This is a genomic window from Nonomuraea sp. NPDC050643, from assembly GCF_040654715.1.
Lineage (GTDB): Bacteria > Actinomycetota > Actinomycetes > Streptosporangiales > Streptosporangiaceae > Nonomuraea.
The window spans coordinates 1-22,852 of record NZ_JBFAIM010000009.1; the positions used below are offsets into that span (position 1 = coordinate 1).

24 protein-coding genes are annotated in these 22,852 nt (G+C 72.2%); 10 read left to right on the forward strand and 14 right to left on the reverse strand.

The window, feature by feature from the left end:
* Positions 1-1,395 precede the first annotated feature (1,395 nt).
* Positions 1,396-1,746 (forward strand): hypothetical protein, encoded by a 351-nt coding sequence (locus AB0I15_RS13615; protein WP_358094411.1) that lies wholly within the window; start codon positions 1,396-1,398, stop codon positions 1,744-1,746.
* A 110-nt stretch (positions 1,747-1,856) separates the two neighbouring features.
* Here the strand turns inward: AB0I15_RS13615 and fdhA are convergent, their stop codons facing one another.
* Entirely contained in the window at positions 1,857-3,080 is a 1,224-nt protein-coding gene (gene fdhA / locus AB0I15_RS13620; protein WP_358094412.1) for a formaldehyde dehydrogenase, glutathione-independent, read from the reverse strand.
* Between the two features lie 247 nt (positions 3,081-3,327).
* Between fdhA and AB0I15_RS13625 the strand changes: the two genes are divergently transcribed.
* Positions 3,328-4,344, forward strand: coding sequence for an endonuclease/exonuclease/phosphatase family protein (locus tag AB0I15_RS13625; protein WP_358094413.1), 1,017 nt, complete (start codon positions 3,328-3,330; stop codon positions 4,342-4,344).
* Positions 4,345-4,353: 9 nt separating this feature from the next.
* Here AB0I15_RS13625 and AB0I15_RS13630 read toward each other — a convergent pair whose 3' ends face one another.
* The 5 genes from AB0I15_RS13630 to AB0I15_RS13650 all read right to left on the reverse strand — a co-directional run bounded on the left by AB0I15_RS13630 (position 4,354) and on the right by AB0I15_RS13650 (position 9,596).
* Positions 4,354-4,983 (reverse strand): DUF998 domain-containing protein, encoded by a 630-nt coding sequence (locus AB0I15_RS13630; protein ID WP_358094415.1) that lies wholly within the window; start codon positions 4,981-4,983, stop codon positions 4,354-4,356.
* Positions 4,984-5,217: 234 nt separating this feature from the next.
* Positions 5,218-5,787 carry an RICIN domain-containing protein gene (locus AB0I15_RS13635; protein ID WP_358094417.1) on the reverse strand — a complete coding sequence of 190 codons (570 nt, stop codon included), beginning with the start codon at positions 5,785-5,787 and terminating at the stop codon, positions 5,218-5,220.
* A 132-nt stretch (positions 5,788-5,919) separates the two neighbouring features.
* A complete protein-coding gene (locus tag AB0I15_RS13640; RefSeq protein ID WP_358094419.1) occupies positions 5,920-7,074 on the reverse strand; it encodes an FAD-dependent oxidoreductase in 1,155 nt (384 codons plus the stop codon).
* A 70-nt stretch (positions 7,075-7,144) separates the two neighbouring features.
* Complete coding sequence (sigJ, locus tag AB0I15_RS13645) at positions 7,145-8,017, reverse strand: RNA polymerase sigma factor SigJ (RefSeq protein WP_358094421.1); 873 nt, start codon at positions 8,015-8,017, stop codon at positions 7,145-7,147.
* Between the two features lie 151 nt (positions 8,018-8,168).
* Positions 8,169-9,596, reverse strand: coding sequence for a cytochrome P450 (locus AB0I15_RS13650; protein WP_358094423.1), 1,428 nt, complete (start codon positions 9,594-9,596; stop codon positions 8,169-8,171).
* A gap of 420 nt (positions 9,597-10,016) precedes the next feature.
* Between AB0I15_RS13650 and AB0I15_RS13655 the strand changes: the two genes are divergently transcribed.
* Positions 10,017-10,193 (forward strand): hypothetical protein, encoded by a 177-nt coding sequence (locus AB0I15_RS13655; RefSeq protein WP_358094425.1) that lies wholly within the window; start codon positions 10,017-10,019, stop codon positions 10,191-10,193.
* Here AB0I15_RS13655 and AB0I15_RS13660 read toward each other — a convergent pair.
* Both AB0I15_RS13660 and AB0I15_RS13665 read right to left on the reverse strand, forming a co-directional pair.
* Positions 10,190-10,879 carry a hypothetical protein gene (locus AB0I15_RS13660; RefSeq protein WP_358094427.1) on the reverse strand — a complete coding sequence of 230 codons (690 nt, stop codon included), beginning with the start codon at positions 10,877-10,879 and terminating at the stop codon, positions 10,190-10,192. The genes AB0I15_RS13655 and AB0I15_RS13660 overlap by 4 nt on opposite strands.
* Before the next feature lie 69 nt (positions 10,880-10,948).
* Positions 10,949-11,563: a TetR/AcrR family transcriptional regulator gene (locus AB0I15_RS13665; protein ID WP_358094428.1), complete on the reverse strand. Its 615-nt coding sequence runs from the start codon at positions 11,561-11,563 to the stop codon at positions 10,949-10,951.
* Positions 11,564-11,589: 26 nt separating this feature from the next.
* On the opposite strand from AB0I15_RS13665, the gene AB0I15_RS13670 reads away from it, so the two are divergent.
* Together AB0I15_RS13670 and AB0I15_RS13675 are read left to right on the forward strand one after the other, a co-directional pair.
* Positions 11,590-12,903, forward strand: coding sequence for a M14 family zinc carboxypeptidase (locus AB0I15_RS13670; protein ID WP_358094430.1), 1,314 nt, complete (start codon positions 11,590-11,592; stop codon positions 12,901-12,903).
* Positions 12,904-13,375: 472 nt separating this feature from the next.
* On the forward strand, positions 13,376-14,212 hold the full coding sequence (locus AB0I15_RS13675; RefSeq protein ID WP_358094432.1) for an alpha/beta hydrolase: 837 nt from the start codon (positions 13,376-13,378) through the stop codon (positions 14,210-14,212).
* A 79-nt stretch (positions 14,213-14,291) separates the two neighbouring features.
* Here the strand turns inward: AB0I15_RS13675 and AB0I15_RS13680 are convergent, their stop codons facing one another.
* Together AB0I15_RS13680 and AB0I15_RS13685 are read right to left on the reverse strand one after the other, a co-directional pair.
* A complete protein-coding gene (locus AB0I15_RS13680) occupies positions 14,292-15,311 on the reverse strand; it encodes an FAD-dependent oxidoreductase (protein WP_358094434.1) in 1,020 nt (339 codons plus the stop codon).
* Positions 15,312-15,361: 50 nt separating this feature from the next.
* Complete coding sequence (locus AB0I15_RS13685; protein ID WP_358094436.1) at positions 15,362-15,793, reverse strand: MFS transporter; 432 nt, start codon at positions 15,791-15,793, stop codon at positions 15,362-15,364.
* Between the two features lie 166 nt (positions 15,794-15,959).
* Between AB0I15_RS13685 and AB0I15_RS13690 the strand changes: the two genes are divergently transcribed.
* Entirely contained in the window at positions 15,960-16,820 is an 861-nt protein-coding gene (locus tag AB0I15_RS13690) for a LysR family transcriptional regulator (RefSeq protein ID WP_358094438.1), read from the forward strand.
* 61 nt (positions 16,821-16,881) lie between these two features.
* A complete protein-coding gene (locus tag AB0I15_RS13695; RefSeq protein ID WP_358094440.1) occupies positions 16,882-17,880 on the forward strand; it encodes an aldo/keto reductase in 999 nt (332 codons plus the stop codon).
* Positions 17,881-17,900: 20 nt separating this feature from the next.
* Here AB0I15_RS13695 and AB0I15_RS13700 read toward each other — a convergent pair whose 3' ends face one another.
* Positions 17,901-18,548: a nitroreductase family protein gene (locus AB0I15_RS13700; RefSeq protein WP_358094442.1), complete on the reverse strand. Its 648-nt coding sequence runs from the start codon at positions 18,546-18,548 to the stop codon at positions 17,901-17,903.
* A 176-nt stretch (positions 18,549-18,724) separates the two neighbouring features.
* Here AB0I15_RS13700 and AB0I15_RS13705 point away from each other — a divergent pair, with 176 nt between their 5' ends.
* The gene (locus AB0I15_RS13705) at positions 18,725-19,207 is read left to right on the forward strand and encodes a MarR family winged helix-turn-helix transcriptional regulator (RefSeq protein ID WP_358094444.1); all 483 of its coding nucleotides are present in this window, start codon (positions 18,725-18,727) and stop codon (positions 19,205-19,207) included.
* A gap of 90 nt (positions 19,208-19,297) precedes the next feature.
* Here AB0I15_RS13705 and AB0I15_RS13710 read toward each other — a convergent pair whose 3' ends face one another.
* From AB0I15_RS13710 to AB0I15_RS13720, 3 genes are all read right to left on the reverse strand, one after another.
* A complete protein-coding gene (locus tag AB0I15_RS13710; RefSeq protein WP_358094446.1) occupies positions 19,298-19,420 on the reverse strand; it encodes a hypothetical protein in 123 nt (40 codons plus the stop codon).
* A 126-nt stretch (positions 19,421-19,546) separates the two neighbouring features.
* Positions 19,547-20,182, reverse strand: coding sequence for a transcriptional regulator (locus tag AB0I15_RS13715; RefSeq protein ID WP_358094448.1), 636 nt, complete (start codon positions 20,180-20,182; stop codon positions 19,547-19,549).
* Positions 20,179-20,574 carry a DNA-binding protein gene (locus AB0I15_RS13720; RefSeq protein ID WP_358094450.1) on the reverse strand — a complete coding sequence of 132 codons (396 nt, stop codon included), beginning with the start codon at positions 20,572-20,574 and terminating at the stop codon, positions 20,179-20,181. Before AB0I15_RS13720 ends, AB0I15_RS13715 begins: the two co-directional genes overlap by 4 nt.
* 61 nt (positions 20,575-20,635) lie before the next feature.
* Between AB0I15_RS13720 and AB0I15_RS13725 the strand changes: the two genes are divergently transcribed.
* A complete protein-coding gene (locus tag AB0I15_RS13725; protein WP_358094452.1) occupies positions 20,636-21,847 on the forward strand; it encodes a PEP/pyruvate-binding domain-containing protein in 1,212 nt (403 codons plus the stop codon).
* A 127-nt stretch (positions 21,848-21,974) separates the two neighbouring features.
* Positions 21,975-22,589 carry a histidine phosphatase family protein gene (locus tag AB0I15_RS13730; protein WP_358094454.1) on the forward strand — a complete coding sequence of 205 codons (615 nt, stop codon included), beginning with the start codon at positions 21,975-21,977 and terminating at the stop codon, positions 22,587-22,589.
* Positions 22,590-22,852: the final 263 nt, after the last annotated feature.

The following is a 22,852-nucleotide window of genomic DNA, read 5'->3' on the forward strand; positions in this document are numbered from 1 at the left end:
GTCTCCTCGCGCACCGGGACGCCGGTGGACCAGTCGGGGTCGCCCTCGCGGCAGATGCGGCGCTCGTTCCGGGTTCACGGCAGGGGAGGAGTCGTGGCTGGGCGTGGTTCCTTGAGGCGGGCGATGACGCCTCCCCGGACGAGCCGACGCGCCGGGCCGGCCCTCGGTGTGCTGAGGGCGGCCGGTCGGCTCCGGGTCATGGCTGCTGTTACTCACGGGTCCTTGTTCAGTCATCCGGCGACGTGGTCTACGACGTCATCGGCAGGCGGAGAGCCGCACCCCGTCACGCCGGGGCCCGGCTCCCGTCATGGACCACGTCCCCGGAACCTGCCGGCGAGGTGCCGGACCGGTTCGGCGGGTCGCCTGCTCCGAGGACAAAGGAGACCAACAGGTGTTTCATCGACAACCTTGGCAGAGATCAACAGCTCGGACGCGGGATTTGCGGGTATTCGCGTCCCACCGCGGCCCCTGAACGTCGGCCACGGCGCCTGCCCCGTTCCCTGGGCCGGCACGCGGAGGCCGACCCGGATCCGCCGGCGCCGCCGGTGTGAAAAGCCTTTCTGGCACCGGGAATGCGCGACCGATGAATGCCGTCCCGATTTAGTTTGTTCAGCGCCGGAGAACGTTGCCGGACAACCCGGGCCGACCTAATTCTGCCGGCGAAACCGGTCACGACGGCACGGGGCCGCTGTCACGGGGGGCCTGATCTCCGGCAGCCACGTTTTTGCCGAGCCAGAACGATCCGTGCAGCCCACCGGCCGCTTCGGACACCGGCGACGACCCATCCATCCGCTGGAAAGGAACGTCATGAAGCCAACGGGCATGCCCACCACCGGCGCGCGGGGACGCCGTACGGCGCTCCCCCGCCTGGGCACGACCATAAAACGCTGTTCGCCAGGCTCCTGATGCTTCTCGGCCTCGTCACCGCCATGACGATGGGGAGCGGCCGGTGCCGCGACGGCAGCGACCGGCGCCGGCGACGCGCCGGCGCCGAGTGCCGCCGACGACCCCCTGCTGCACCGGCAGGCCCGATCGGACGAGGAGCTCCGCCGGCAGATCGCGTTACAGCTGGAACTCGCGCCGGGCGGCACGCAGACCGCCCCCAACGAGGTCACCTACGGCGACGGACGTTCGTCGTCACCTACGCCCTGCCGTCCTCCACCGGCCCGATCTCGGTCGCGGCGTCGCCCGACTGCCCGACCGGGTGGTTCTGCTTCTACGACGGGGCCGCCTATGTGTATCCGCGCGGCAGGCTCTCCAGTTGCGGATTCCAGGGCGTGTGACGGGCCGGATATTCGGTCGACCGTCGTTCCCCTTCGTTGCCATCATGCTCGCCATGACGATCGAGTCGCGGGAGCGGGTGCGCACCTACTTCGACGCTTTCGGGGACGCCGAGTGGGATCGGCTCACACCGCCGGCGAGGACGCCAACGACCTGATCCTGCGCACCGGAGACCTGCGCCACGGGCCGGCGCAGGGCGGACAGGACCATGTCTGCCAGATGTTCCGCTCCCGCGACCTGGGTGACCTGATCCGGGCCGCCGGTGGGGAGATGGTGGCCGCCGCCGCCAGCAACTGGGCCTCCCTCGGCGACCTGGACGCGCTGGCCGTACTGGAGGCCGATCCCGACCGCTGGGCCCGCTTCCTGGAGCACGAGATCGCCGCATGCCAGGAACCCGGGGCCCTCGACGGCGGGACCCACATCCTGTTCGCCGCCCGGCACTCGCGGAGCGTTCGCGCCGCCTGACGCACCGGGGATCCAGCCGGGCCCGCGCCACCCGAGGCAGGCCCCCAGACGGCCTCGTCGGCGGCGGAGGCACGGGCCCGGTCGAACGCCTCGAAACGGCGTGCGACGGATCAGGACGACCTGGACAGCAGTCCGTGCGGGTCGAGCACGTACTTGCGGGCGGCGCCCTCGTCGAACTCGTGATAGCCGCGCGGAGCCTGGTCCAGCGGGATCGGCGTGGCGTTGACCGCCTTCGCGATCTGCACCCGGTCGTGCAGGATCGCCATCATGAGCTCGCGGTTGTACTTCATGACCGGGCACTGGCCGGTGGCCAGGCTGTGCGACCTGGCCCAGCCCAGGCCGAACCGGATCGACAGCGACCCGTGCTTGGCGGCCTCGTCGTGTGCCCCCGGGTCGCCGGTCACGTACAGGCCCGGGATCCCCAGCGCGCCACCCGCCCTGGTGATCTCCATGAGCGTGTTGAGCACGGTGGCCGGGCGTTCCTCCGACGACTCCTGCCCATGACCGCGCGCCTCGAAGCCCACCGCGTCCACGGCGCAGTCGACCTCCGGAACGCCGAGGATCTGCTCGATCTGGTCCTTCGGGTCGCCCACGGCCACGTTGACCGTCTCGCAGCCGAAGCTGTGAGCCTGGTCCAGCCGCTCCTTGTTCAGATCGCCGACGATGACCACGGCGGCCCCGAGCAGGAACGCGGAGGCGGCCGCGGCCAGCCCCACAGGGCCGGCGCCGGCGATGTAGACGGTCGATCCCGTCCCCACACCGGCGGTCACGCAGCCGTGGTAGCCGGTCGGGAAGATGTCCGAGAGCATGGCCAGATCGAGGATCTTGTCCATGGCCCGGTCCCTGTCGGGGAACTTCAGCAGGTTCCAGTCCGCATAGGGCACCAGGGCGTACTCCGCCTGCCCGCCGACCCAGCCGCCCATGTCGACGTAGCCGTACGCCGAGCCCGGCCGGTCGGGGTTGACGTTCTCGCAGACCCCGGTCTTGCGCTCCTTGCAGTTGCGGCAGCGCCCGCAGGAGATGTTGAACGGAACCGAGACGAGGTCGCCGGTCTTGATGAACTCGACATCCGGTCCGGTCTCGACGACCTCACCGGTGATCTCGTGCCCCAGTACGAGGCCCTGCGGAGCCGTGGTCCGGCCGCGGACCATGTGCTGGTCGCTGCCGCAGATGTTGCTGGCGACGGTCTTGAGGATCGCCGCGTGCGGCAGCTTGCGTCCCACGTTGGCCGGGTTGACCCCTGGGCCGTCCTTGAGCTCGAATTCGGGGTAGTCGGTCTCGTGCACCTCGACCTTGCCCGGGCCTTCGTAAACGACGGCTCTGTTTCCAGGCATGACGTTCCTTCCCTCGTACGCGACGTGTGGTCGTGTCACGGAAGTGCGCATCACCTCCTGGCGCCAGGACGCCCGCGGGCGACGTGACACGACGGCGGGATCCCCCACCGCCGCGACCCTCCTGGCGGGTGATTCGTGCCCTGCTGTCGCCAACTACCCGCCATGCCGGAAGCCATTCGGAGCCCTCGGGGATCCGCTCCGTGCCCGAGGCGCCCAGGGACGGACGGCGGCCCGTACCGTCGGGCTCATGGACATCGAAGATCGGACCGTCCGCGCCACGGAAAGGCCCTCCGGTCGCATCGGCCGCCGGAGCCGGGGCGGGGACACGCCGGCCCGGACACCCTGGACGCGCGGGCGGGTGCTCGCGGCGGTGGCCGTGCTGATGGCCGTGCTGCCGGCCTTTCACGGCGCCGTCCCCAACACCGTGGGCAATGCCGGCAGCCTGCTGGAGACCTTCCTGCCCTGGACGGGCCTGGCCGTTCCCGTGCTGATGGCCTTGGCGTCGCTGCGTCGCTCGGCCGTCGCGGCCGTGGCGCTGGCGCTGCCTGCGGGGGTCTGGGCCGCCCTCTTCGGCGAACGGCTGCTGCCCGCCGATCGGGCGGCGGCTCACGACCTGACCGTGCTCCAGCACAACGTCAACGACGAGAACCCCGACCCGGCGGGAACCGCACGGGCCCTGGCCCGCGCCGGGGCCGACCTGGTCGCGCTGGAGGAGCTGACGCCCTACGCGCTGCCCGTCTACGAGGCCGCCCTCGCGCCCGCCCTCCCTCACCACACGGTCGTGGGCACCGTGGGACTGTGGTCCCGATATCCGCTCGCGGACTCCCGGCCGGTGGACATCAGGCCCAGAGAAGTCGAGGGCGACTGGAACCGCGGACTGCGCTCCACGGCGCGGACGCCGGCCGGCGACGTGGCCGTGTACGTCGCCCACCTGCCCTCGGTCCGCATCCGGCTGCCGGACGGCTTCGGCACCGGCTGGAGGGACGAGAGCGCCACCGCCCTCGGCGCGGCCGTCGCCGCGGAGAGGCTGGACAGGGTCATCCTGCTGGGGGACTTCAACAGCACCCTCGACGATCGCGGTCTGGCCCCCGTCATCTCCCGGATGACCCCGGCGGAGGCGGGTTTCGGCTTCAGCTGGCCCGCCGCGTTCCCCGTCGCCCGGATCGACCACGTCATGACCCGCGCGGCGACTCCTGTCACCACCTGGAACCTGCCCGTCACCGGCAGCGACCATCTGCCGGTCGCGGCCCGCATCAAGCTCTGACCTGTCGCCTCATGGCCGGGGACCCGGAGAGGCGGCAGGTTCCAGGTGGATCGCCAGGAGGGTCAGCCACCCCCAGCCGGCGACGATGGTCAGGCGCTGCAGGAGACCGCCGATTTCGACGAGGCCGTCGACCTGCGCGAAACCCATTCCGGCCAGGAAGAAGCCGATCAGGAAGACGGCGCCGGTGACGGCAGAGTAGACGGCCCATCCTCGTTCGCCCCAACCGGCGAAGCGCCGGGCGAAGACGAAGCACGCGGCCGCCAGCGAGGCGAAGACCAGGAGCGAGAAGGGCATGTCGTGGAGCGCGCCGTGCCAGGTGTGGACGCCCTGGGCGGGCGTGCCGGGCGGGTAGCCGCTCACCGGATCGGTCACGAAGACGCCCGCTCCGACCAGCCCGATCGCGTACGTCCCGACCAGCAGCGGCCCCCAGGTCGAGGGGCGCCCGGCGGCGTGAAGAGCCCGGCGCAGGCCGATGGCGAACAGCAGCATCAGCAGGCCGGTGATGACGAAGTTGGCGATCTGCGTCCACCCGGACGGGCCCAGGGCCAGCGAGCTGACCGGATGGCGGAGGGGGTCGTAGCCGGGGCGGAACGCGCCCTCGACGAGGAAGGCGATGACGAACAGGGGTCCGCCGATCACACCGCACAGGAGTAACGGGGAGCGTGCTCTGAGTGGGCTGTTGAGGCGCATCGGTCCTTCTTCGACGAAGGGGGCTCGGCTCCTGTCAGTCTGGCTTGACAGGAGCGCCTTTGTCAAGCCAGACTGACAGCCGAGGCAGACGTGCAGCGCCGCGATGCCTTCGATCGGCATCGCGGCGCGTTCGTGACCGTCAGTACACGTGGGCGGACGACCGCCCCCTGCGATCCCGGCCGATCAGACGGTCGTTCCGTCGTCGAAGCCGAACCCGAACCTGGACGGCCGGTCCGGCAGCAGCCACTGCTGCGTCAGGCGGAAGTCGCACGGCTGGACGACCAACGGGGTGCCGATGGCCGTGCCGTTGTTGTTCAGGCCCGCGCACCTCAGGGATCCCGGGTTGCGCAGGACCCAGATGCCGTCCAGGCCACCGGGAGTCACCGCCCAGAAGATCCATTGCTGGTCACCCAGGGCCACCCGGCTGCAGTCCCGCAGCACCAGCCGGGTGCCGATGGGCACCGGAGAGCTGGTGTTGGCCATGCTGAGGCATTTGCCACTGAAGTGACGGATCGAGTTGTCCGTGAAGGTGACGTGCGCGAAGCCGTGCCAGAGCTGATTGCAGTCCATCAGCACTATGGGGGTGCCGTCGGCCGTGCCGCCATTGAGCGGGCCGAAGCATCTCGAGGCGGCGATGGCGTTGCTGGGGATCGTCGCGAAGGGGAAGTCGGCGGCCTGGGCCGCCGATGGGGTCAGCACCAGGGACAGCAGCATCGTCAGCCCGGTGATGATGGAGAAGAGCAGTCTGCGCACATTCGCTCCTTTTGAGCTGTTGCGAATCTTGTGACACGCGGAGCGCGTATCTGCTCGTCAGGCGTTCCATCCCGTTCCTGAGCCGGGACATCACGCCGTCCCGTCCTCCGGGCCATGAGGGGGGTGCGGGGTTCAGGTGGCAGGGGCGGCCTCCTCGTCGTCGCGGGGGAAGAAGGGGAGCTCGAGGTAGACGCGGTCGGCGGCGGCGAGGATCTTCGCGGCGTCGTCGACCGGCGGGTGGATGTGCTGGTTGATCTGCTTCTTGACGGCCGCGCCGGCGGCGCCCGAGGCCATCACCCTGCGGTCCCAGCCCCGGCTGAAGATCGCACCGGCGCCGCCCAGGTCCAGGCAGGTGACGTACGGGCCGGGGGTGAAGTCGCGTAGCGGCACGCCGAGCAGGTCGGCCGCCGCGTTGTACCCGGCGACCTTGCCGAGCGGGCTGGCGTGCTGGCAGGCCTGCATGACCAGGTGCTCGTCGTCGAACGCCGCCGCGGCCGTGTCCCCGGCGACGAACACCTCGGGAAGGGCGCGCAGCCGCCGGTCCACCGGCACCCGGCCGAGGTGGTCGAGGTCACCGGAGATCTGCCGGGTGAGCTCACTGGCCCGCATCCCCACGGACCACACCACCGCGTCGGCCTCGACCTTCGTGCCGTCGGACAGGACGGCGTAGCCGTCGCCGACCTCCGTCACCGTCGTGGCGAGGCGACGTTCGATGCCCAGCTCGTCCAGCGCCGCCTCGATCTCCGGGCGCGGGCCCGGGCCGAGCTGGTGCGCGACCACGTCCGACCGGTCCACCAGCAGCACCCGGCCCCGGCCCGCCAGCGCGGTCGCGGCCTCCAAACCGACGAATCCGGCGCCGACCACCACGGCGGAGTAGTCCTGCCGGTCGCGCAGGTGGTCGGTGAGCCGCCGGGCCGCGTCCAAGGTGTCGATGTCGAAGAGCCGTTCGGCGCCGGGCAGGCCGTGGGGCTGGACGAGCCTGCTGCCCGCAGCCAGCACCAGGCGGTCGTAGCCGATCTCCTCGCCGCCGGCCACCACCACGCGGCGGGCGGTGTCGATCGTGCTCACCGAGGCCCGCAGGTGCTCGACGCCGATCGGCCCGAGGATCCTGCTGAGCTCCACCTTGGCCAGGTCCGGCTCCGGCTCGTACAGGCGCGGCCGCAGCACCAGGTGCTCGTCCGGCGCGATGAGCGTGATGCGCAGGTCCGCGTCCCCGCGGGCCAGCGCCGCTCCCGCCGCGCTCCACACGCCCGCGAAGCCGCCTCCGATGATCACCACGTGTGCCATGTCCTGTCGTCCTCTCTCAGCCTCTCCCCCCGGTGTTCGAGGGGTTCGGCAGGGAGACAACAGGGCGGCGTCAGATGTGACCGAGGTGGGCGAACTTCTCGGGATTGGCCAGTCTCCTGTACGCCGTGATCCGCCCGTCGGCGATCTCCACGGTGTCGAGCCAGACCAGCTCGCCGCCCTGGTACGTCGCCAGGGCCGGGTGCCCGTTGACCTCGATGACCTCGTACGTGTCGGGCCGTCTGAGCTCGATCTGCCGGACCGCCAGCAGGGCGATGGTCTCCGCGCCCCGGACCGGCCGGCGCGCGGCGGTCACCCTGCCGCCGCCGTCGGCGACATAGACGGCCTCGGGGTGCAGCAGCGCGACGAGCCCGGCCAGATCCCCCGCGTCGGCGGCCGCCTTGAACGCCGTGAGCACGCGTTCGGTCTCGGCCCTGGACGCCTGGGGCCGCTCCTTGACCGCGGCGACCCGCGCCCGCGCGCGGGAGGCGTGCTTGCGGCTGGCGGCGGGGGTGCCGCCGAGCACCTGGGCGATCTGGCCGAACGGGAGGTCGAAGACGTCGTGCAGCACCAGCGCGACGCGTTCGGCGGGGGTCAGCGTCTCCATGACCACCAGCATCGCGGTGCTCACCGACTCGTCCATGAGCACCTGGGCGGCGACGTCGGGGCCGGTCAGCAGCGGTTCGGGCAGCCAGGGCCCGACGTAGGACTCGCGGCGGACACGCGCCGACTTCAGCACGTTGTAGGACGTCCGGGCGGACAGGGTCACCAGCCAGGCCCGCAGATCCCGCACCTCGGACAGGTCGGCGGCGGACGCGCGCAACCAGACCTCCTGCGTCACGTCCTCGGCCTCGGCCACGCTGCCGAGGATCCGGTAGGCGGCCCCGAACACCGCGGGGCGATGCGCCTCCCAGTCGGCCGCCGCCAACGTGCCGGTCGGCTCCACCCTGGCCTCCTGCTCCCCCCGGATCGCTGGTCGGCCTCCGATTCTAGGCACGGGCGACCGGCCGCCTCGAACCGGCCGCCACCTCCCGTTCCCGCCGTTCGAGAACAGACGGGTCCGGCCCGGCGGCCATGGGCCGCCGGGCGATGGCGGGTCAGGGCCTGGCGATGACGAGGTTCACCGGCAGCGACAGCGGCCCGATCGTGAAGTACGACGGGGAGTACGCGATGTCGTCGGGGTCGATCGCGAGGCCGAGCCCCGGCAGCCGCCGATACAGCGAGGCGAGCGCCAGCCGGCTCTCCAGCCGGGCCAGCGGCGCCCCGAGGCAATAGCGCGGGCCGTAGGCGAAGCCGAGCTGCCCGCTCTGGTCACGGGTGAGGTCGAACTCGTTCGCGCTGGGGCCGTACTGCGCCGGATCGACCCCGCTCGCCTGGTACACCACGCCCACCGCCTGCCCCTTGGCGATGGGCACCCCGGCGACGACCACGTCCTGCGCCATGAACCGGAACGTACTCATCATCACCGAGTGCCGGTAGCGCAGGGTCTCCTCGACCACGTCGGCCCACCGGTCCCCGGCCGTGGCCAGGGCGAGCTGTCCAGGGTCCCGGGCCAGCGCCACGATGGCGTACCCGAGCAGATGGACGGTGGTCTCGTGGCCGGCGATGAGCATGATCCACAGCACCCCGACCAGTTCCTCGGTGGACAGCCGGTCACCCTCGTCGCGCGCCTGCACCAGGCGGGAGGTCAGGTCGTCGCCCGGTTCCCGCTGCTTGCTCTCCACCAGCGCGTGCAGGAAGGTCTGAAGGTCGTTCTGCGTGGCGAACACCGCCTCCGGCGAGGTGTCGTGCGCCAGCAGCGCGGCCGTCCAGCCACGCAGCCGCCGGTCCTCGACGGGCACCCCGAACAACTCGCAGATGACCCACATCGGCAGCGCCTCGGTGAAGGCGGGCACCAGGTCCACGCCGTCGCCCGCGGCCACCACTTCGTCCAGCAGCCCATCGATGATCTCCTGGATCCGCGGTTCCAGCTCCTGCACCCGGGCGGGCGTGAACGCCCTGCCGATCAGGGCACGCAACCGCCGGTGATCGGCACCGTCCATGGCGGCCATGTGATCGCCCTGAATGATGGTCCGCATCGGCCAGTTCGCCGGAATCGACCCGTCGTGCAGGGCGGGCCAGTGCCGCGGACCGCGCAGGAAGGTCTTGTCGTCCCCGGCGAGGACCTCCCGCACGGCCTGGTGGGACAGGGCCAGGTAGGCGGGCACGCCCCCGGCGAACGCCACCTCGACCACAGGAGCGATCTCCCGGAGGCGGAGGCACGTGTCGAGCGGGTGTTCGCCCGCGACGGGAAAAGAGGGAAGGTTGATTGTCATGGGCCGTCCTTCTCCGAAGTAGTCGGCGTAGACGATGTGCTGCGTTCTCGGGATGACGTCGGCCCGGGCGACGTTCGACATGCTCAGGACGAGTGCGGGGGCGCCGAGCCCGCCGGCGAGCGCGGCGCCCAGGCGTCTGCCGCGTCTGGAAGCGTTCTGCGGGCCGGCGACGCGCCCGGCGCCATCGACCTGTGCGGACGCCTTGGTCATGGTGAACTCCTGCCGGATGCGGTGATCGGTCTTTCGGAGCGCCCTTGGCGGGCGGTTCGAACAGGTCCGCGACGGGGCCGTGGGAAGGGACGCTAGCTTCGGGGGGTGCGCAAAGGGTGCCGGGAAGGTGACCGCGGCTTCGCGGGCGGGGGTAGTGCAAGATCAGGTCATGGAGATCGACACCCACCACCGCTTCGAGGCCGGGGCGACAGCCGTGCGGCGCCATGTCTGGAAAGAGAAGGTCTGGACGGCGGTCCCCTACCGCGTCCTCCACGACACCGAGGAGTATCTGGTGGTGGCCGGCTGGCCGGGGCTTCGCGGCCTGGCGTCGACCACGTGGATCGACTCGTTGCGGACCGGCGGCGGCCATCGGGACCGCGCGATCCGCGAACTCGCCTCAGGCACGTGGGAGCTGGGCTGGTGGACGATCGGGTGCATCGCCGCGTCGCCGAGGCCCGCCAGGAGATCGTCGGGTTGCTCGAAGCGCGCCAAGGACCGTTCTCGCACGATTGGGCGCCGCTGCGCTACGCGTCATGGCAGGCGCCGACGTTGCCCGACGACGTGCGGGAGATCGTCAGGAGCTCCCCTCCCCGCTAGCGGCCCCGGAGGTGGCTCAGCCACGGATGGTCGGGCTGTGCCGTGCCGAGCGACTCCCGCAGCCATGAGCGTTGCGCCGCGGTGAGGATCGGGAGGAGAGCGAAGAAGTCCTGCTCGTCGTGCGGCCGGAGTATGTCGGTCGAGGTCTCCGCCTCGGCGGCGGTGAGGTTTCCCCCGGCTTTGAAGAAGAGCACGACCTCCGCGGACGCCGTCGGCAGCCCCCACGGGGACGGCCGGACGCAACGTTCCAGGGGGACGGCCATGCCGTGTTCCCGGTTGAGGACCCAGTCGTGGCCGGAGCGCTCGTTGAGCAGGAACTCGAACTCGACGGCCGTGTGCGTCAGGGTCGCCGAGGTGGCCAGCGGGCTGCCGAGCCTGGGGACATGGATGTGGGCGGGCAGGTCGAGGCGCCGGCCGTTCCATTGCCGGGTGGTGTCGTCGGGGACGTTGGGGTCGTGGGCCACCAGCGCCCAGCCGGGGAGGTGCTCGAAGACGGCGTGCTGGTCACGGTGGAAGACGGCGATGTCCACGTCGCAGTGATCGCGCGTCTGCCGGCCGAGCCAGGCGTCGGCGGCCCAGCCACCGCACAGGCACCACGCGGGACCGAAACCGGCCAGCAGGTCGCGCACGTAGGCGACGGCCTCCGGCGGCGGGACCGCCGTTCCACGAGAAGGGTGATCGCTCACCGGGTGATGGTCGATCACCCTCTTCGCGTGGCGCAACCGAATTGCGCGACGCCGGTGGTGCTCGGCAGGTCAGGGCGGGCCGAGCACGTCGGGGGTGACCAGAGCGCGGGCGGCGTCGGCGAAGTAGTGCTCGGGGGCCGTGTGGGCCAGGCCCAGGATGACGCCCTGGCTGAGGCCGACCAGGAGCGCCCGCAGCGCGGTGGCCAGGCGTTGCGCCTGGCGCGGGGTGAGCGCGGCCCCGTCGTGGCGCCGGCCGGCCAGCAGCGCGGCCAGCCGTTCCTCGTGCGCCAGGACGGAGGCGGCGAGCCTGGGCCGCAGTTCGGGGTCGCGTAGCGCCAGGTCCTGCAGGCTGATCTCGAACGACAGGTGGCTCAGCGCGTCGGGGTCGTCGCACAGGCGGCGGTAGTGGCGGGCGAAGGCCCGCACCGCCTCGTCCAGGTCGAGGGCGGTGGAGACGGTCTGTTCGATGCCGTCGTAGTGCGGGCCGAGGTAGTCGGTGACGAGGGCGATCAACAGGCCGTTCTTGCTGCCGAACAGCGAGTAGACGGCGCCGGTGGTCAGCCCGGCCCGGTCGGCGATCTCCTCCAGCCTGGCTCGATGGCCGTCCTTGGCCACGATCCAGCGAGCGGCGTCCAGCAGCGCCCGCCGGTTCCGCTCCTTGGCCTCGGCCCTTGTCACTCTCATAATCTTATTATTACAGTAATCTCGTTATGAATATCGAGGAGTACATGAACCGCGTCCCCGGACACGCCGCGTTCCCGTCGGTCGACGCCGTGCAGGCCGAGCTGGAGGAGATCGCCGCCGCCCACCCCGGCCTGGTGCGGCTGCGCCGCATCGGCGTCTCACGGCTCGGCGAGCCGCTGCGCGCCCTGACCGTCGGCGACGGCCCGGCCGACGCGGTCGTCATCGCCGGACCGCATCCCAACGAACCCGCCGGCACCCTGACCGCCCTCACCCTGATCCGGCTGCTGTGCCAGGACCCGGCCTCGCTCGGCCATCGCTGGCACATCGTCGCGTGCGCCGACCCGGACGGCGCACGGCTCAACGAGGGCTGGTACGCCACGCCGGGCGACCGCCGCACCTACGCCGAGCACTTCTACCGCCCCGACCTGGCCGACCAGGTCGAATGGACCTTCCCGCTGGTCAGCGGCGACTACCGGTTCGAGCGGCCGCTGCCGGAGACGGCCGCGCTCATGCGGCTGATGGACGAGGTACGCCCGTCGCTGGTCTGCTCGCTGCACAACGGCGAATACCAGGGGGCGTTCTTCTACCTCAACCGCCACGACGCCGTCCTGGCCGGGCGGCTTTCCGGCCTGCCGGACGTGGAGGACCTTCCGCTGCACCACGGCGAGCCGGAGCTGCCCGGCGCGGAGCCGATCGCGCCAGCGGTCTACCTGACGCCGGAGGGGGCCCTGGTGGGCGCGGCCTTCAGGGCGGGCGGCAGCAGCGCCGACTACGCCGCCAGGTTCGGCGCGCTCCACCTGGTGACCGAGGTGCCCTCCTGGGCCGACCTGCGGGTGGCCGACCAGGGGGCGACCGGGCGTACGTACCGGGAGGTGGCCGCCGAAGGCGCGGTGGCACGGCGCGAGCTCATCGAAACGCTGCGGGCGGGCATGCGGGCCGTCGCCGACGACCTGACCGTGCACTCACCCTTTCGCCGCTCGACCGAGAGCACGCTGGAGACCTTCCGCAGGCTCGCCGAGCTCGAGGAGGAGGCCCTGCCCGAGCTCGATCGGCCGGCCACCGTCGCCGAGGAGTTCTCCCACCGCCAGACGCTGCACCTGCTGCGGCTGCGTCTGCTGGGGGTGTTCCTGCGCATGCTGGACGCCGAACTGGCCGCGGGCAACCTCACGCCCGCCATCCGGCGGCAGCGCCACCTGTTCGCCGAGTGCTTCGACCAGTGGTGCGACCAGGCCGAGACCGACCGCCCTGGCCCGCCGATCGAGCCGCGCAGGATGATCGCGGTGCAGCTCGGCGCCATCCTGACCGCCGCCTCCCACCTGACGGAACGGGTGGCGCCCTGATGAGCGGCCTGCCGTACCTGCAGCCCGCCGCCGGCCCCACGGAAAGAGCACCACCATGCACCTCACCGCCGCTTCCGCCACCGGCTGCCCAGGATGCTGCTCGAACTCCTCAAGGCGGGCGGCCACGTCGACCGCCTGGACATCACCCTCGCCTTCGGCATCGGCCGCCGCGTCCCGGAAGACCGCGTGCGCCTCCTCCTATAGCGCGTCACCCCTCGGTCCCTCAAGTTCTTCGGCACCGGCACTCCCCTGACCGGCTCCGCGCAGCATCTCCTCCTGCTCGCCTACGGCCGGAAGCTGCCGCCCGGACAGCTCCGGGGAGAGGCGGGCCACCGGTACGCCACCGCGTGAAGAGACGGTGTGGGCTCATCGCCCACCGTGCCGGGGATCGGATGTGCGATCGCTCCCTGGTGTGGGGACGGGCGGCGTAGCCAGTCTGGTAGCCGTCCGGACTTCCCAAGGAGGGCTCCTCATGCCGTACGCGGTCTCCCCAGACGTCGAGATCTACTACGAGGTGACGGGCGATCCGGCGGACTCGCCGCTCGTGCTCGTCCAGGGGTTCGGCGCGCAGCTCATCGGCTGGCGCGACGAGCTCTGCGACCTGTTCGCCGCCGAGGGGTTCCGCGTCATCCGGCTGGACCTGCGGGACGTGGGCAAGTCGCGGAAGTTCGGCGGCCCGGAGGATCTGGACGGCGGCTACGAACTGACCGACATGGCCGAGGACGTGCTCCGCGTCCTGGACGCGCTCGAGATCGACCGGGCCCATGTGCTGGGCTACTCGATGGGCGGCATGATCGCCCAGGTCATCGCCCTCGACCACCCCGAGAGGTTGCGGAGCCTCGCCCTGCTGTCCACGATCCCGGGCCAGGACCCGGCCTACGTCCTCCAGGACCTGTCGGCCGCGATGTCCGTCGTGCAGCCGCGCCGGTCCCGGGCGGAGGCGATCGAGGAGAGCGTGGCCGTCCAGCGGCCCTACCATTCGGACGATCGCCCGTGGGACGAGGCGTGGGTGCGTGAGGCGGCGGGTGTCGCCTACGACCGGTGCTACGCGCCCGACGGGCTCCCCCGCCAGTGGGCGGCGCTGCTCCGTGCGACGGACCGGCTGGAACGCCTGCGCGGCGTGACCCTCCCGACGGTGATCATGCACGGGCGCGACGACTCCTCGCTGCACTGGGGGGCCGCCGTGGCGATGGCGACGGCGATCGAGGGATCGGAGCTGCACGTCTACTCCGGGATGGGCCATGAGCTGCCCCAGGAGCTCTGGCCGGACGTCGTCACGGCCGTCGCTCGCAACGCCCGCCGCCGGTAGGACGTGGACGCTGCCCCCGGAAGGGCCGACCGCGACGCTGTCTCCTCATCCGCGGGGGGATGCCGCGGTCGCGAGGTCGTCAGTCCGTGGTGACGCTGCGGACGTTGGCGTAGCGCGGGCTGTGCCCGATGACGGGCAGGCCGTCGGCGGGGACGATCCGGCGGCCCACCGTGACCTTCTCGATCGCGGCGGCGCGGAGGGCGGGCAGGACGGCGACGGCGTCGGCGTGCAGGCGCTCGCTGTCGAGGCCGTCCGGATCCCCGACGGGGCTGCCCGAGTAGTGGCGGGCGACCACGACGCGCCCGTCGGTGCGCTGGATGGCGTGGATGTCGGAGGAGAGCAGGACCGGGCCGAGGAACAGCGGTACGGCGGTCAGGTGCACGATCGACCCGTACGACTCGGCCAGCGGCACCTGGATGCCCAGCGGTTCGAGCAGCGCCGGGGAGTCCGCCCCGCACGTGATGACCACGTCGTCGCACGCGATCCGCCCGTCTCCGGTGACGACCGCCGAGGCCCTGCCCCCGTCGCCCTCCACCGCACGGACCTCGGTGCCGGTGACGTACCGTACGCCCAGCTTCCGCCCGGCCTCGACCAGGGCGGCGACGGCGGCGTTGGGGTCGGCGGAGCCCTCGTCGGGGGTGTGGAACCCGGTGGTGCCATCGGCCACGACGGCGCCGGGCAGCAGCGCGCGGGCCTGCGTGGCGTCGACGCGGTAGGACGGGCTGCCCCAGGCCAGCCGCCTGGCGAGGTCGCTTTCGAGCAGGTCGCGGTCGGCGCCCCGGGCGGGGGCGAGTTGCACGGCGCCGTGCCAGCGGACCCCGAGGGAGTCGCCGAGGGCGTGGTGCAGCGCCCGCCAGGCCCCGAGGGCGAACCGGTGCAGGCCGAAGTAGTGGCGCGAGGACGTGTCGGGCAGCGAGTCGCCGTTGCGGAAGTAGGTCTGGTTCGTGAGCCAGCCGAAGGAGACGCTGGTCGCTCCCGCCGCCGGGGCCTCCCGGTCGAGGACCGTGACCCGCGCGCCGCGCAGGGCCAGTTGCCTGGCCAGCGCGGTGCCGAGGATGCCGGCGCCGACGACTACGACGTGGTGGGCGGAGGTCTGCATGTGTGGAGTGCTCCGATTCGTGTGCGGTGCGGGTACGGGTGCGGGTACGGTCACAGCGGCTGACGGGCCTGCGCGCCAGGCGGGCCCGCCGGGGATCCGTGGCGGGCGCCGGCCTGGGCGAGGGCCAGGTGACGGGTCTCGGGCGCCATCCGCCAGGAGACGAGCAGGCCGGCGGCTCCGATGCCGGCGGCGATGAACAGCGCGACGGAGGAGCCCCACGTGGCGGTGGTGACCGGCAGCAGGAACGTGCCGGCCGCCGACCCGAGGCGGCTCAGGGCGGTCGCGAGCCCCATGCCCGTGCCGCGCAGCTCCGTGGGGAACAGCTCGTTCGGGTAGACGAACTGCAGTCCGGAGCCGGCGGCCTCGGCGACGTTGAAGACGATGAACAGCGTGACGATGACCGGGCCGCCCGCGGCGACGAACGCCACCTTGCGGTGAAACGGAGAAGTCGGCAGGTCGTCCAGGGGGATCTTCTGACCCACGGCCTCTCACCTCCTCACGCAGGTCGTGCCTGCTGGATGGGGGATGGAACATCGCCGGACGCTGACGTGCCGCCGCGATGAACCCCCAAGCTAAGGCGAGGTGGAGATGTTCGTCACGTCGAACTTCTTGACATCAAATATCGATGCGATCGAATATTGCGGGACGATGTTCGTGATCGAGGAAGTCGAGACGTTCCTGGCGATCGCCCGATCGGGCAGCCTGACCCAGGCGGCGCGCATCGTGCACGCCTCGCAGTCGACGGTCAGCTACCGCCTCGACTGCCTGGAGAAACGCCTGGGCCAGACCCTGGTGCTACGGGCCCGGGGCACCAAGGGGATCGGCCTGACGCCGGCCGGGCGGCGCTACCTCGACCTCGCCGAGCAATGGGAGCACCTCGTCGGGGAGGCGGCGCGCATCCGCTCCGACCGGCAGGCGGCGCTGTCCGTGGGCAGCTCCGACGCGATCAACATCTACCTGTTCGACACGCTCATCACCCGGCTGCTCGAACGGTCCCCGCGGCTGCACCTCACGCTGGAGACCGGCCGGGGCGGCGAGCTGTGCGACCGGGTCGTGTCGGGCCACCTCGACGTGGCGTTCGTCTTCTACGAGCCGTTCCACACCGATCTCCACGTCCGCGTCCTGGCCCGCTACCCCATGGTGGCGGTGTTCAGGGAGCTGGACCCCGGCTCGGCCGTCTCCCTCACCCGCCTGGCGGACGGCGACGAGATCTATCTGCCCTGGGGGCCCGACTACGACCTGTGGCGGGAGCGGCACCTGCTCGGCGAGCCCGCCCACATCGTCACCAGGGCGCATTCCCTGGCCCCCGTGCTCCGGGCGCCCGGCACCTGGGCCCTCGTGCCCGCGTTCATGGTCGCCGACCTGGTGGCCAAGACCGGCTGCCGCACCGCGCCCGTGACGGAGGAGCCGCCCGAGCGGACCGTCTACTGGGTGGAGCGCAAGCGCCGCCGCGCCGCCAACGCCGCGGCGTTGCAGGTGATGGAAGAGGTCCTCGCCGAGCTCTTCTGACCGGTCTGGGACGGCGAGACCGGCGGGGAGGCCGGTCCAGGGCGTGTGATGAACTGGCGGCATGACCGGAGAAGCGGGGACGCGTGGCCAGAGCGACGAACTGAGCGTGCGCGCGCTGGGCCGGACCGGGTTGCGGGTGACCCCCGTGGGAATCGGGCTGGCCGCGCTCGGCCGCCCCGCCTACATCACCCTCGGCCGGGACCGGGACCTGGGCGCCGATCGCGACGTCGCCGCGATGCGGGCGCGAACCTGGGCGGTCCTCGACGCGGCGCTGGCGGCCGGCGTACGGTACGTCGACGTCGCCCGCTCCTACGGCCGGGCCGAGGAGTTCCTCGCCGGCTGGTTGCGCGAGCGCGCCGTCCGCCCCGGCACGGTGACCGTCGGATCGAAGTGGGGCTACGCCTACGTCGGCGACTGGCGCATGGACGCCGACCGGCACGAGGTGAAGGAACTGTCCGCCGGCCACCTGCGACGCCAGCTCGGCGAGACCCGTGAGCTGCTGGGCGAGCACCTGTCGCTCTACCAGATCCACTCGGCCACCGTGGAGAGCGGCGTGCTCGACGACGCGGCCGTCCTCGCCGAGTTGCGCGACCTGCGGGCCACCGGCGTGGCGATCGGCCTGTCCACCACCGGCCCCCGTCAGCCGGACACCATCGACCGGGCCGTCGAGGTGGGCCTGTTCGACACCGTCCAGGTGACCTGGAACCTGCTCGAGCGGTCCGCGGGTCCGGCCCTGAGCAGGGCGTACCGGTCCGGCATGGGGGTGATCGTCAAGGAGGCCGTGGCGAACGGCCGCCTGACCGCTCGCAGTGCCCCGCCCGCGCTCGCCTCCGCCGCCCGCGAGCGCGGCGTCACGCCGGACACGCTGGCCCTGGCCGCCGTCCTGGCCCAGCCGTGGGCCGGGGTGGTGCTGAGCGGGGCCGCCTCGGTGGAACAGCTCCACAGCAATCTGGCCGCGGCCTCCCTCGGCTGGGACACGGACCTGGACGATCCTCTCGCCGCGCTGGCCGAGGATCCCGAGACCTACTGGGCGGCACGGGGCTCTCTGGACTGGCAGTGACGCCCTGACGTCACCGGGCTCTACCAGCGGTCCCAGTGCAGGACCCGCTCCTGGGGGATTCGGGGAGCGGGCTTGAAGTCAGTGCCGATGGTGAAGGCCAGCGGGATGAACGCCGCCAGCATGACCTCCTCGTACGGCACGCCGAGCACCTGGGCCAGCTCGCGTTCGAGCGGCCCTTGGGCCGTGGTCCACACCGTGCCCAGCCCGCGCGCCCTGGCGGCCAGCATGAAGCTCCACACCGCGGGCAGGATCGACCCCCACGCCCCCGCCTGTACGGCGACCGGCGCATGGTCGGTCCGTCCCTCGATGCCGGGGACGACGAAGGCGGGCACCCGGTGGATGTTGTCGGCCAGGTGACGCAGGCCGTCGAAGACCCGCTCGGTGGAGCCGGCGTGGTAGTTCATCCGCCACAGGTCGCGCTCGGTCAGCGGCTGCCCGGTGGCCAGGGGCATGGCGCGCAGGAAGATGTCGGCCACGGCCCGCCGCTGCTCCGGCTCGGTGACGACGAGGAAGTGCCAGCGCTGCCGGTTGCGCCCGGTGGGCGCCTGGGTGGCCAGGTCCACGCATTCGGCGATCAGCTCACGCGGGACGGGCCGGTCCAGGTCGAGGCGTTTGCGCACCGCGCGGGTGGTGGACAGCAACTGGTCGGGTGTCAGGTCCAGGGTCATCAGGGCAGGTCTCCAGGTCGGTGCGGGTGGGATGCGCCATGCTCGCCATCCATCTGCGGTCAGACGATCTGCGGTCAGACTATTACGACCGTATGAGCTGAAATCATCCACTGTCAAACAATCGGCATAAAGACGGATTTGGTAGGCTGATCCCTACCGCTCACCGAGGAGATCCGATGCCGACGACGAACCGGCCCGCCAGGCCGACCTATTTCCCGCGTCTGGCGGCCGAACGGCTGGACATCGCGCTGTGCCGGGCCTCGGCGTCGGTGGCGCGGGCGGCCGAGGCCCACGCGACCGCGCAGGGTCTCGGGGTCGGCCAGCACCTGGTGCTGAAGATGCTCGCCGCCGTCGGCCCGTGCTCCCAGCAGACGCTCAGCGAGGAACTGCGCATCGACCGCAGCGTCATGGTCACGGTCTGCGACGACCTGGAGCGCGCCGGGCTGGTCCGGCGCGAGCGCAACCCCCGCGACCGGCGCTCCTACGCGGTCACCGTCACCGAATCCGGCCGGCGCCGCCTCACCGAGGCCGAGCAATCGATCCCGGCCTTCCTCGACGGCACCTTCCAGCCGCTCAGCCCGGAGGAGCGCGACCAGCTCACCGCGCTCCTCGGCAAGCTCCTGGGCACCACTCTCGAAGAATCGGCACGGCACACATGAGGGCGGCGTTGTCCGACGTGTAGAGCCGGTAGGCGATCCTGTCGCCGGCTGCGGTGCTCCGCCACAGGGCGAGCGCGGCGCCGGTCCAGCTCACCGCAGCGGCACGTTGAAGGCGATGGCCAGGAGGATCCACCGCCGGCCGGTGTCGTCGATGGGTCCGGCGAGCTGCCAGGCGGCGGCGAGTTGAGCGACGGTGCCGACCAGCACCGGCACGGGTTTGACGAGCAGGTGGTGCCGGGGCTTGGCCGGCAGGTGCAGGCCGACGGGGGCGGGCCGTCAGCCTGATCTCCAGCAGGACGCGCTGGGGCGGGGTGCGAGGAAGTCGATCAAGCGGTGGGGTCAGGGCTCCGCGTGCCGGTCGAGGCCCAGGGTGGCGATGAGGTCTTCGTGGAGCTCGAACCAGACACGATGGCAGGAGTCGACGTCGGTGCGGTCGACCCAGCCGCCCTCCCCCGTCCGGGCACGCCCCAGGGCCGTGGCGAATCGGGTGTCGTATCCGCGGAACCGGGCGAGGACGCTCCCGAGCCGCTCCGCGAGAGGGGTGAGGGCGCGGTCGATGCCGGCGAGCCCGTCGAGGACCGCGGCGTCCCAGGCGGGATCGGAGTGGTCGTTGGTGGCGAGCCGATCGCCGGCGGCGGGCCGGAGTTGCCAGTCGGTGCAGGCTCGTTGCAGGAGGGCGTTGAGCGGGAGGAACGCGCGGTAGACGTCGCGGACCTCGTCGGCGCCGCCGGCGTCGGCGAGCTCGGCCGCGAGCAGGCGCTCGTTCTCGGCCCGGCCCGATTCGGTCAGCGACCAGCCTCCGGCGCCGGCGAAGGCGGAGTGCCCGACCCAGCCGCGCGCCTCGGCGTCGAGCAGCGCCTCTTGCGTCATGGCCGCGTCGAGCTCGTATCGATGCGCGATCGCCGGGGTGTCGGCGAAGCCGGTGATGCGTACGGCGTGCAGGACCAGGAGGTCGGGCGCCGACTCCCGCGTCATGAGCCGTCGTCCTGCCGTGCGGCCAGGCGGGTGTAGTGCTGCTGGCACGCCTGCGGGGAGTTGAACCCCATCGCGTGCGCCATCTGGCCCCAGGTCAGCCCGGCGCCGCGGGCCGTGAAGAGCAGGGCGGCCTCGAGCCCGTCGACCTCGGCGCGGGCGGCGGGCAGGAGGGCGAGCGCGCTCAGCAGGCCCTCCGTGTCCAGGTCGGCGCTGCGCCAGACGGCGAACTGCGCGAGGTCGACCGCCGACAGCGGGGCGGGCGCGGGCCGCCACGGGCGGGCGTCGAGCGCGTCCGCGCCCAGGCTCAGAAGGCGCTCACGCGCGTCCCGCTCCCGGTGGGCCTCGGCGTGGTCGGCCTGTGCGGCGTGAACGATGTCCTGCTTGCGCTGCATGCGAATCATGATGCACAATCAACAAAATGTTGTCAACAATCCGTTGAAAGGTCAAAGGTGAATGATCATACCCCTCATGGAGGCCGCCGCCGATACCTGCGGGGGCAAGGCCGCCGCGCTCGGCGCATTGCTGCGCGCGGGCCTGCCGGTTCCTGACGGTTTCGTGGTCTCGTTCGCCGGCTACCTCGACGCCGTCCGCGACCTGGACCTCGGGCGATCCGCGGCTCAGGCGATCGAGGCCCGACCGGTCCACACCACCGTGGTCGACGCGCTGGGACGCGCGCTCGACGAGCTCGGCGATCCGCCGGTGGCGGTGAGGTCGTCGGCGGCGACCGAGGACACCGGTCAGGCCTCGGCGGCCGGCCAGCACGACAGCTTTCTCGCCGTGCACGGCACCGGCCGGGTCGCCGATGCCGTACGCGCCTGCTGGGCCTCGCTGTACTCCCCGCGCGCCATCGACTACCGGGGCGCCCGCGGCCGCGACGATCTCGTGATGGCCGTCATCGTCCAGCGCCACGTGGACGCCGAGGCGTCGGGGGTCATGTTCACCCCCGCCGGCCTGGGCGACGCGACCGGGATCGAGGCGTCCTGGGGTCTTGGCCCCAGCGTCGTCGGGGGCACGGTCACCCCAGACGCCTTCCGCGTCGCCCAGGACGGCTCGGTCACCCGCACCGTCGCGGACAAGCGGACCCGCCTTGACCGGCGCGGCACGCGGCTCGTCGCCGGCGACGTGGCCGCCCAGTCCCGGCACCGGCCGGCGATCGACGACGCGACCGCCACGCGGCTGGCCGGGCTGGGCACGGAGATCGCCGCCGTACTCGGTGGGCCGCAGGACGTCGAGTGGGCGGTCGCCGGCGGCCGTACCTGGATCCTGCAGGCACGGCCGGTCACCGCCCCGCCACCGTCACCGCTCCCGCCACCGCCACCGTCGCGCTCCGGCCCCCCGGATGGCGCGCTCACCGGTACGCCGGGCAGCCGCGGGACCGCGACCGGCACCGCGAGGATCGTCCGTGGCCCCGGCGACTTCGCGCGCGTGCGGCCGGGCGACATCCTCGTCTGCCCCTTCACCGACCCCGCCTGGACGCCGCTGCTGCGCATCGCCGCCGGTGTCGTCACCGAGATCGGGGGCGTGCTCTCCCACGCCGCGATCGTCGCTCGCGAGCAGGCGATCCCCGCCGTCCTCGGCGTCCCGGGCGCGACGAGCAGGCTCCACGACGACACCCTCGTCACCATCGACGGCACCAGCGGCACCGTCACGGCGGCCAGCGCGTGATCGACCACGTTCCGCCCCCGGCCGGGAGCCCCGGCCTCGAACGGCCTCTGCCGGACCACGACCCCCGCCTACGGATCGAACGGAGAGGGGAGACGGGCCCGCACGGGCGCCGTGCCCCGGACCACCTATGACAACACGACACCTCTACCTGGCACGCCACGGCGCGGCCGACGCGTTCGGCGAGCTCACCGGCGTCGGCCGCCGGCAGGCGGGCCTGCTGGGCGAACGGCTGGCCGGCGTGCCGGTCGACGCCGTATGGCACTCTCCGCTGCCCCGCGCCACGGCGAGCGCGTACGAACTCGCCCGGCACCTGCCGGACGTGCCCGTGGCCGAGGCCCCCGAACTCATCGACCACGTGCCCTACGTGCCCAGCGCGGCCGAGACGCCCCCGTCCTGGGCCGGCTTCTTCGACGGCTACGACGCCGCCGAGGCCGCCTCGGGCCACAGGCTCGCCGAGGCCCTGGTCGCCCGGTTCGCGAAGGTCCCCGGCCCGACCAGGGAAGGGAACCGGACCGACACCCACGACGTGCTGGTGACGCACGCCTACCCGATCGCGTGGCTGCTGCGGCACGCGCTGGACGCGCCGCCGTCCCGGTGGCTCGGACTGAACAGCGCCAACACCGCGCTGACGGTCATCGAGTACCGCGACGGGCTGCCGCCCACGGTCGTGATGTTCAACGACATGAGCCACCTCCCGCCCGACCTGCGCTGGACCGGGTTCCCCGGCGGCCTGAGGCCCTGAGGCGGCTCACCGGTCAGGCCCGTCGTCAGGGGTGACGAGCAGGCGGACCTGGCGGGGTTCACGGGCTCGGCTCCAAGGACACGGACGTCCCCGCCGCCTCCCGAGGAGACGCCACCGGCCGTGCGGGCTGACCGCCGCGCAGCAGGCCGGCGACATCGCCCCCGATCGTGACCCGCGTACCGAGGTCGCCGGCCTGCTGGCTCTCGCCAACGGCCTGACCTCCAGCGTCCTCAGCGGATCTCCGGGCTCGAACCGGGATCGGC

Coding starts and splice junctions, on each gene's coding strand:
- fdhA (WP_358094412.1), bottom strand. CDS start 3,080: ATGCCTGGAAACAGAGCCGTCGTTTACGAAGGCCCGGGCAAGGTCGAG.
- AB0I15_RS13625 (WP_358094413.1), top strand. CDS start 3,328: ATGGACATCGAAGATCGGACCGTCCGCGCCACGGAAAGGCCCTCCGGT.
- AB0I15_RS13640 (WP_358094419.1), bottom strand. CDS start 7,074: ATGGCACACGTGGTGATCATCGGAGGCGGCTTCGCGGGCGTGTGGAGC.
- AB0I15_RS13650 (WP_358094423.1), bottom strand. CDS start 9,596: ATGACCAAGGCGTCCGCACAGGTCGATGGCGCCGGGCGCGTCGCCGGC.
- AB0I15_RS13665 (WP_358094428.1), bottom strand. CDS start 11,563: ATGAGAGTGACAAGGGCCGAGGCCAAGGAGCGGAACCGGCGGGCGCTG.
- AB0I15_RS13670 (WP_358094430.1), top strand. CDS start 11,590: ATGAATATCGAGGAGTACATGAACCGCGTCCCCGGACACGCCGCGTTC.
- AB0I15_RS13675 (WP_358094432.1), top strand. CDS start 13,376: ATGCCGTACGCGGTCTCCCCAGACGTCGAGATCTACTACGAGGTGACG.
- AB0I15_RS13680 (WP_358094434.1), bottom strand. CDS start 15,311: ATGCAGACCTCCGCCCACCACGTCGTAGTCGTCGGCGCCGGCATCCTC.
- AB0I15_RS13690 (WP_358094438.1), top strand. CDS start 15,960: ATGTTCGTGATCGAGGAAGTCGAGACGTTCCTGGCGATCGCCCGATCG.
- AB0I15_RS13695 (WP_358094440.1), top strand. CDS start 16,882: ATGACCGGAGAAGCGGGGACGCGTGGCCAGAGCGACGAACTGAGCGTG.
- AB0I15_RS13700 (WP_358094442.1), bottom strand. CDS start 18,548: ATGACCCTGGACCTGACACCCGACCAGTTGCTGTCCACCACCCGCGCG.
- AB0I15_RS13705 (WP_358094444.1), top strand. CDS start 18,725: ATGCCGACGACGAACCGGCCCGCCAGGCCGACCTATTTCCCGCGTCTG.
- AB0I15_RS13715 (WP_358094448.1), bottom strand. CDS start 20,182: ATGACGCGGGAGTCGGCGCCCGACCTCCTGGTCCTGCACGCCGTACGC.
- AB0I15_RS13720 (WP_358094450.1), bottom strand. CDS start 20,574: ATGCAGCGCAAGCAGGACATCGTTCACGCCGCACAGGCCGACCACGCC.
- AB0I15_RS13725 (WP_358094452.1), top strand. CDS start 20,636: ATGATCATACCCCTCATGGAGGCCGCCGCCGATACCTGCGGGGGCAAG.
- AB0I15_RS13730 (WP_358094454.1), top strand. CDS start 21,975: ATGACAACACGACACCTCTACCTGGCACGCCACGGCGCGGCCGACGCG.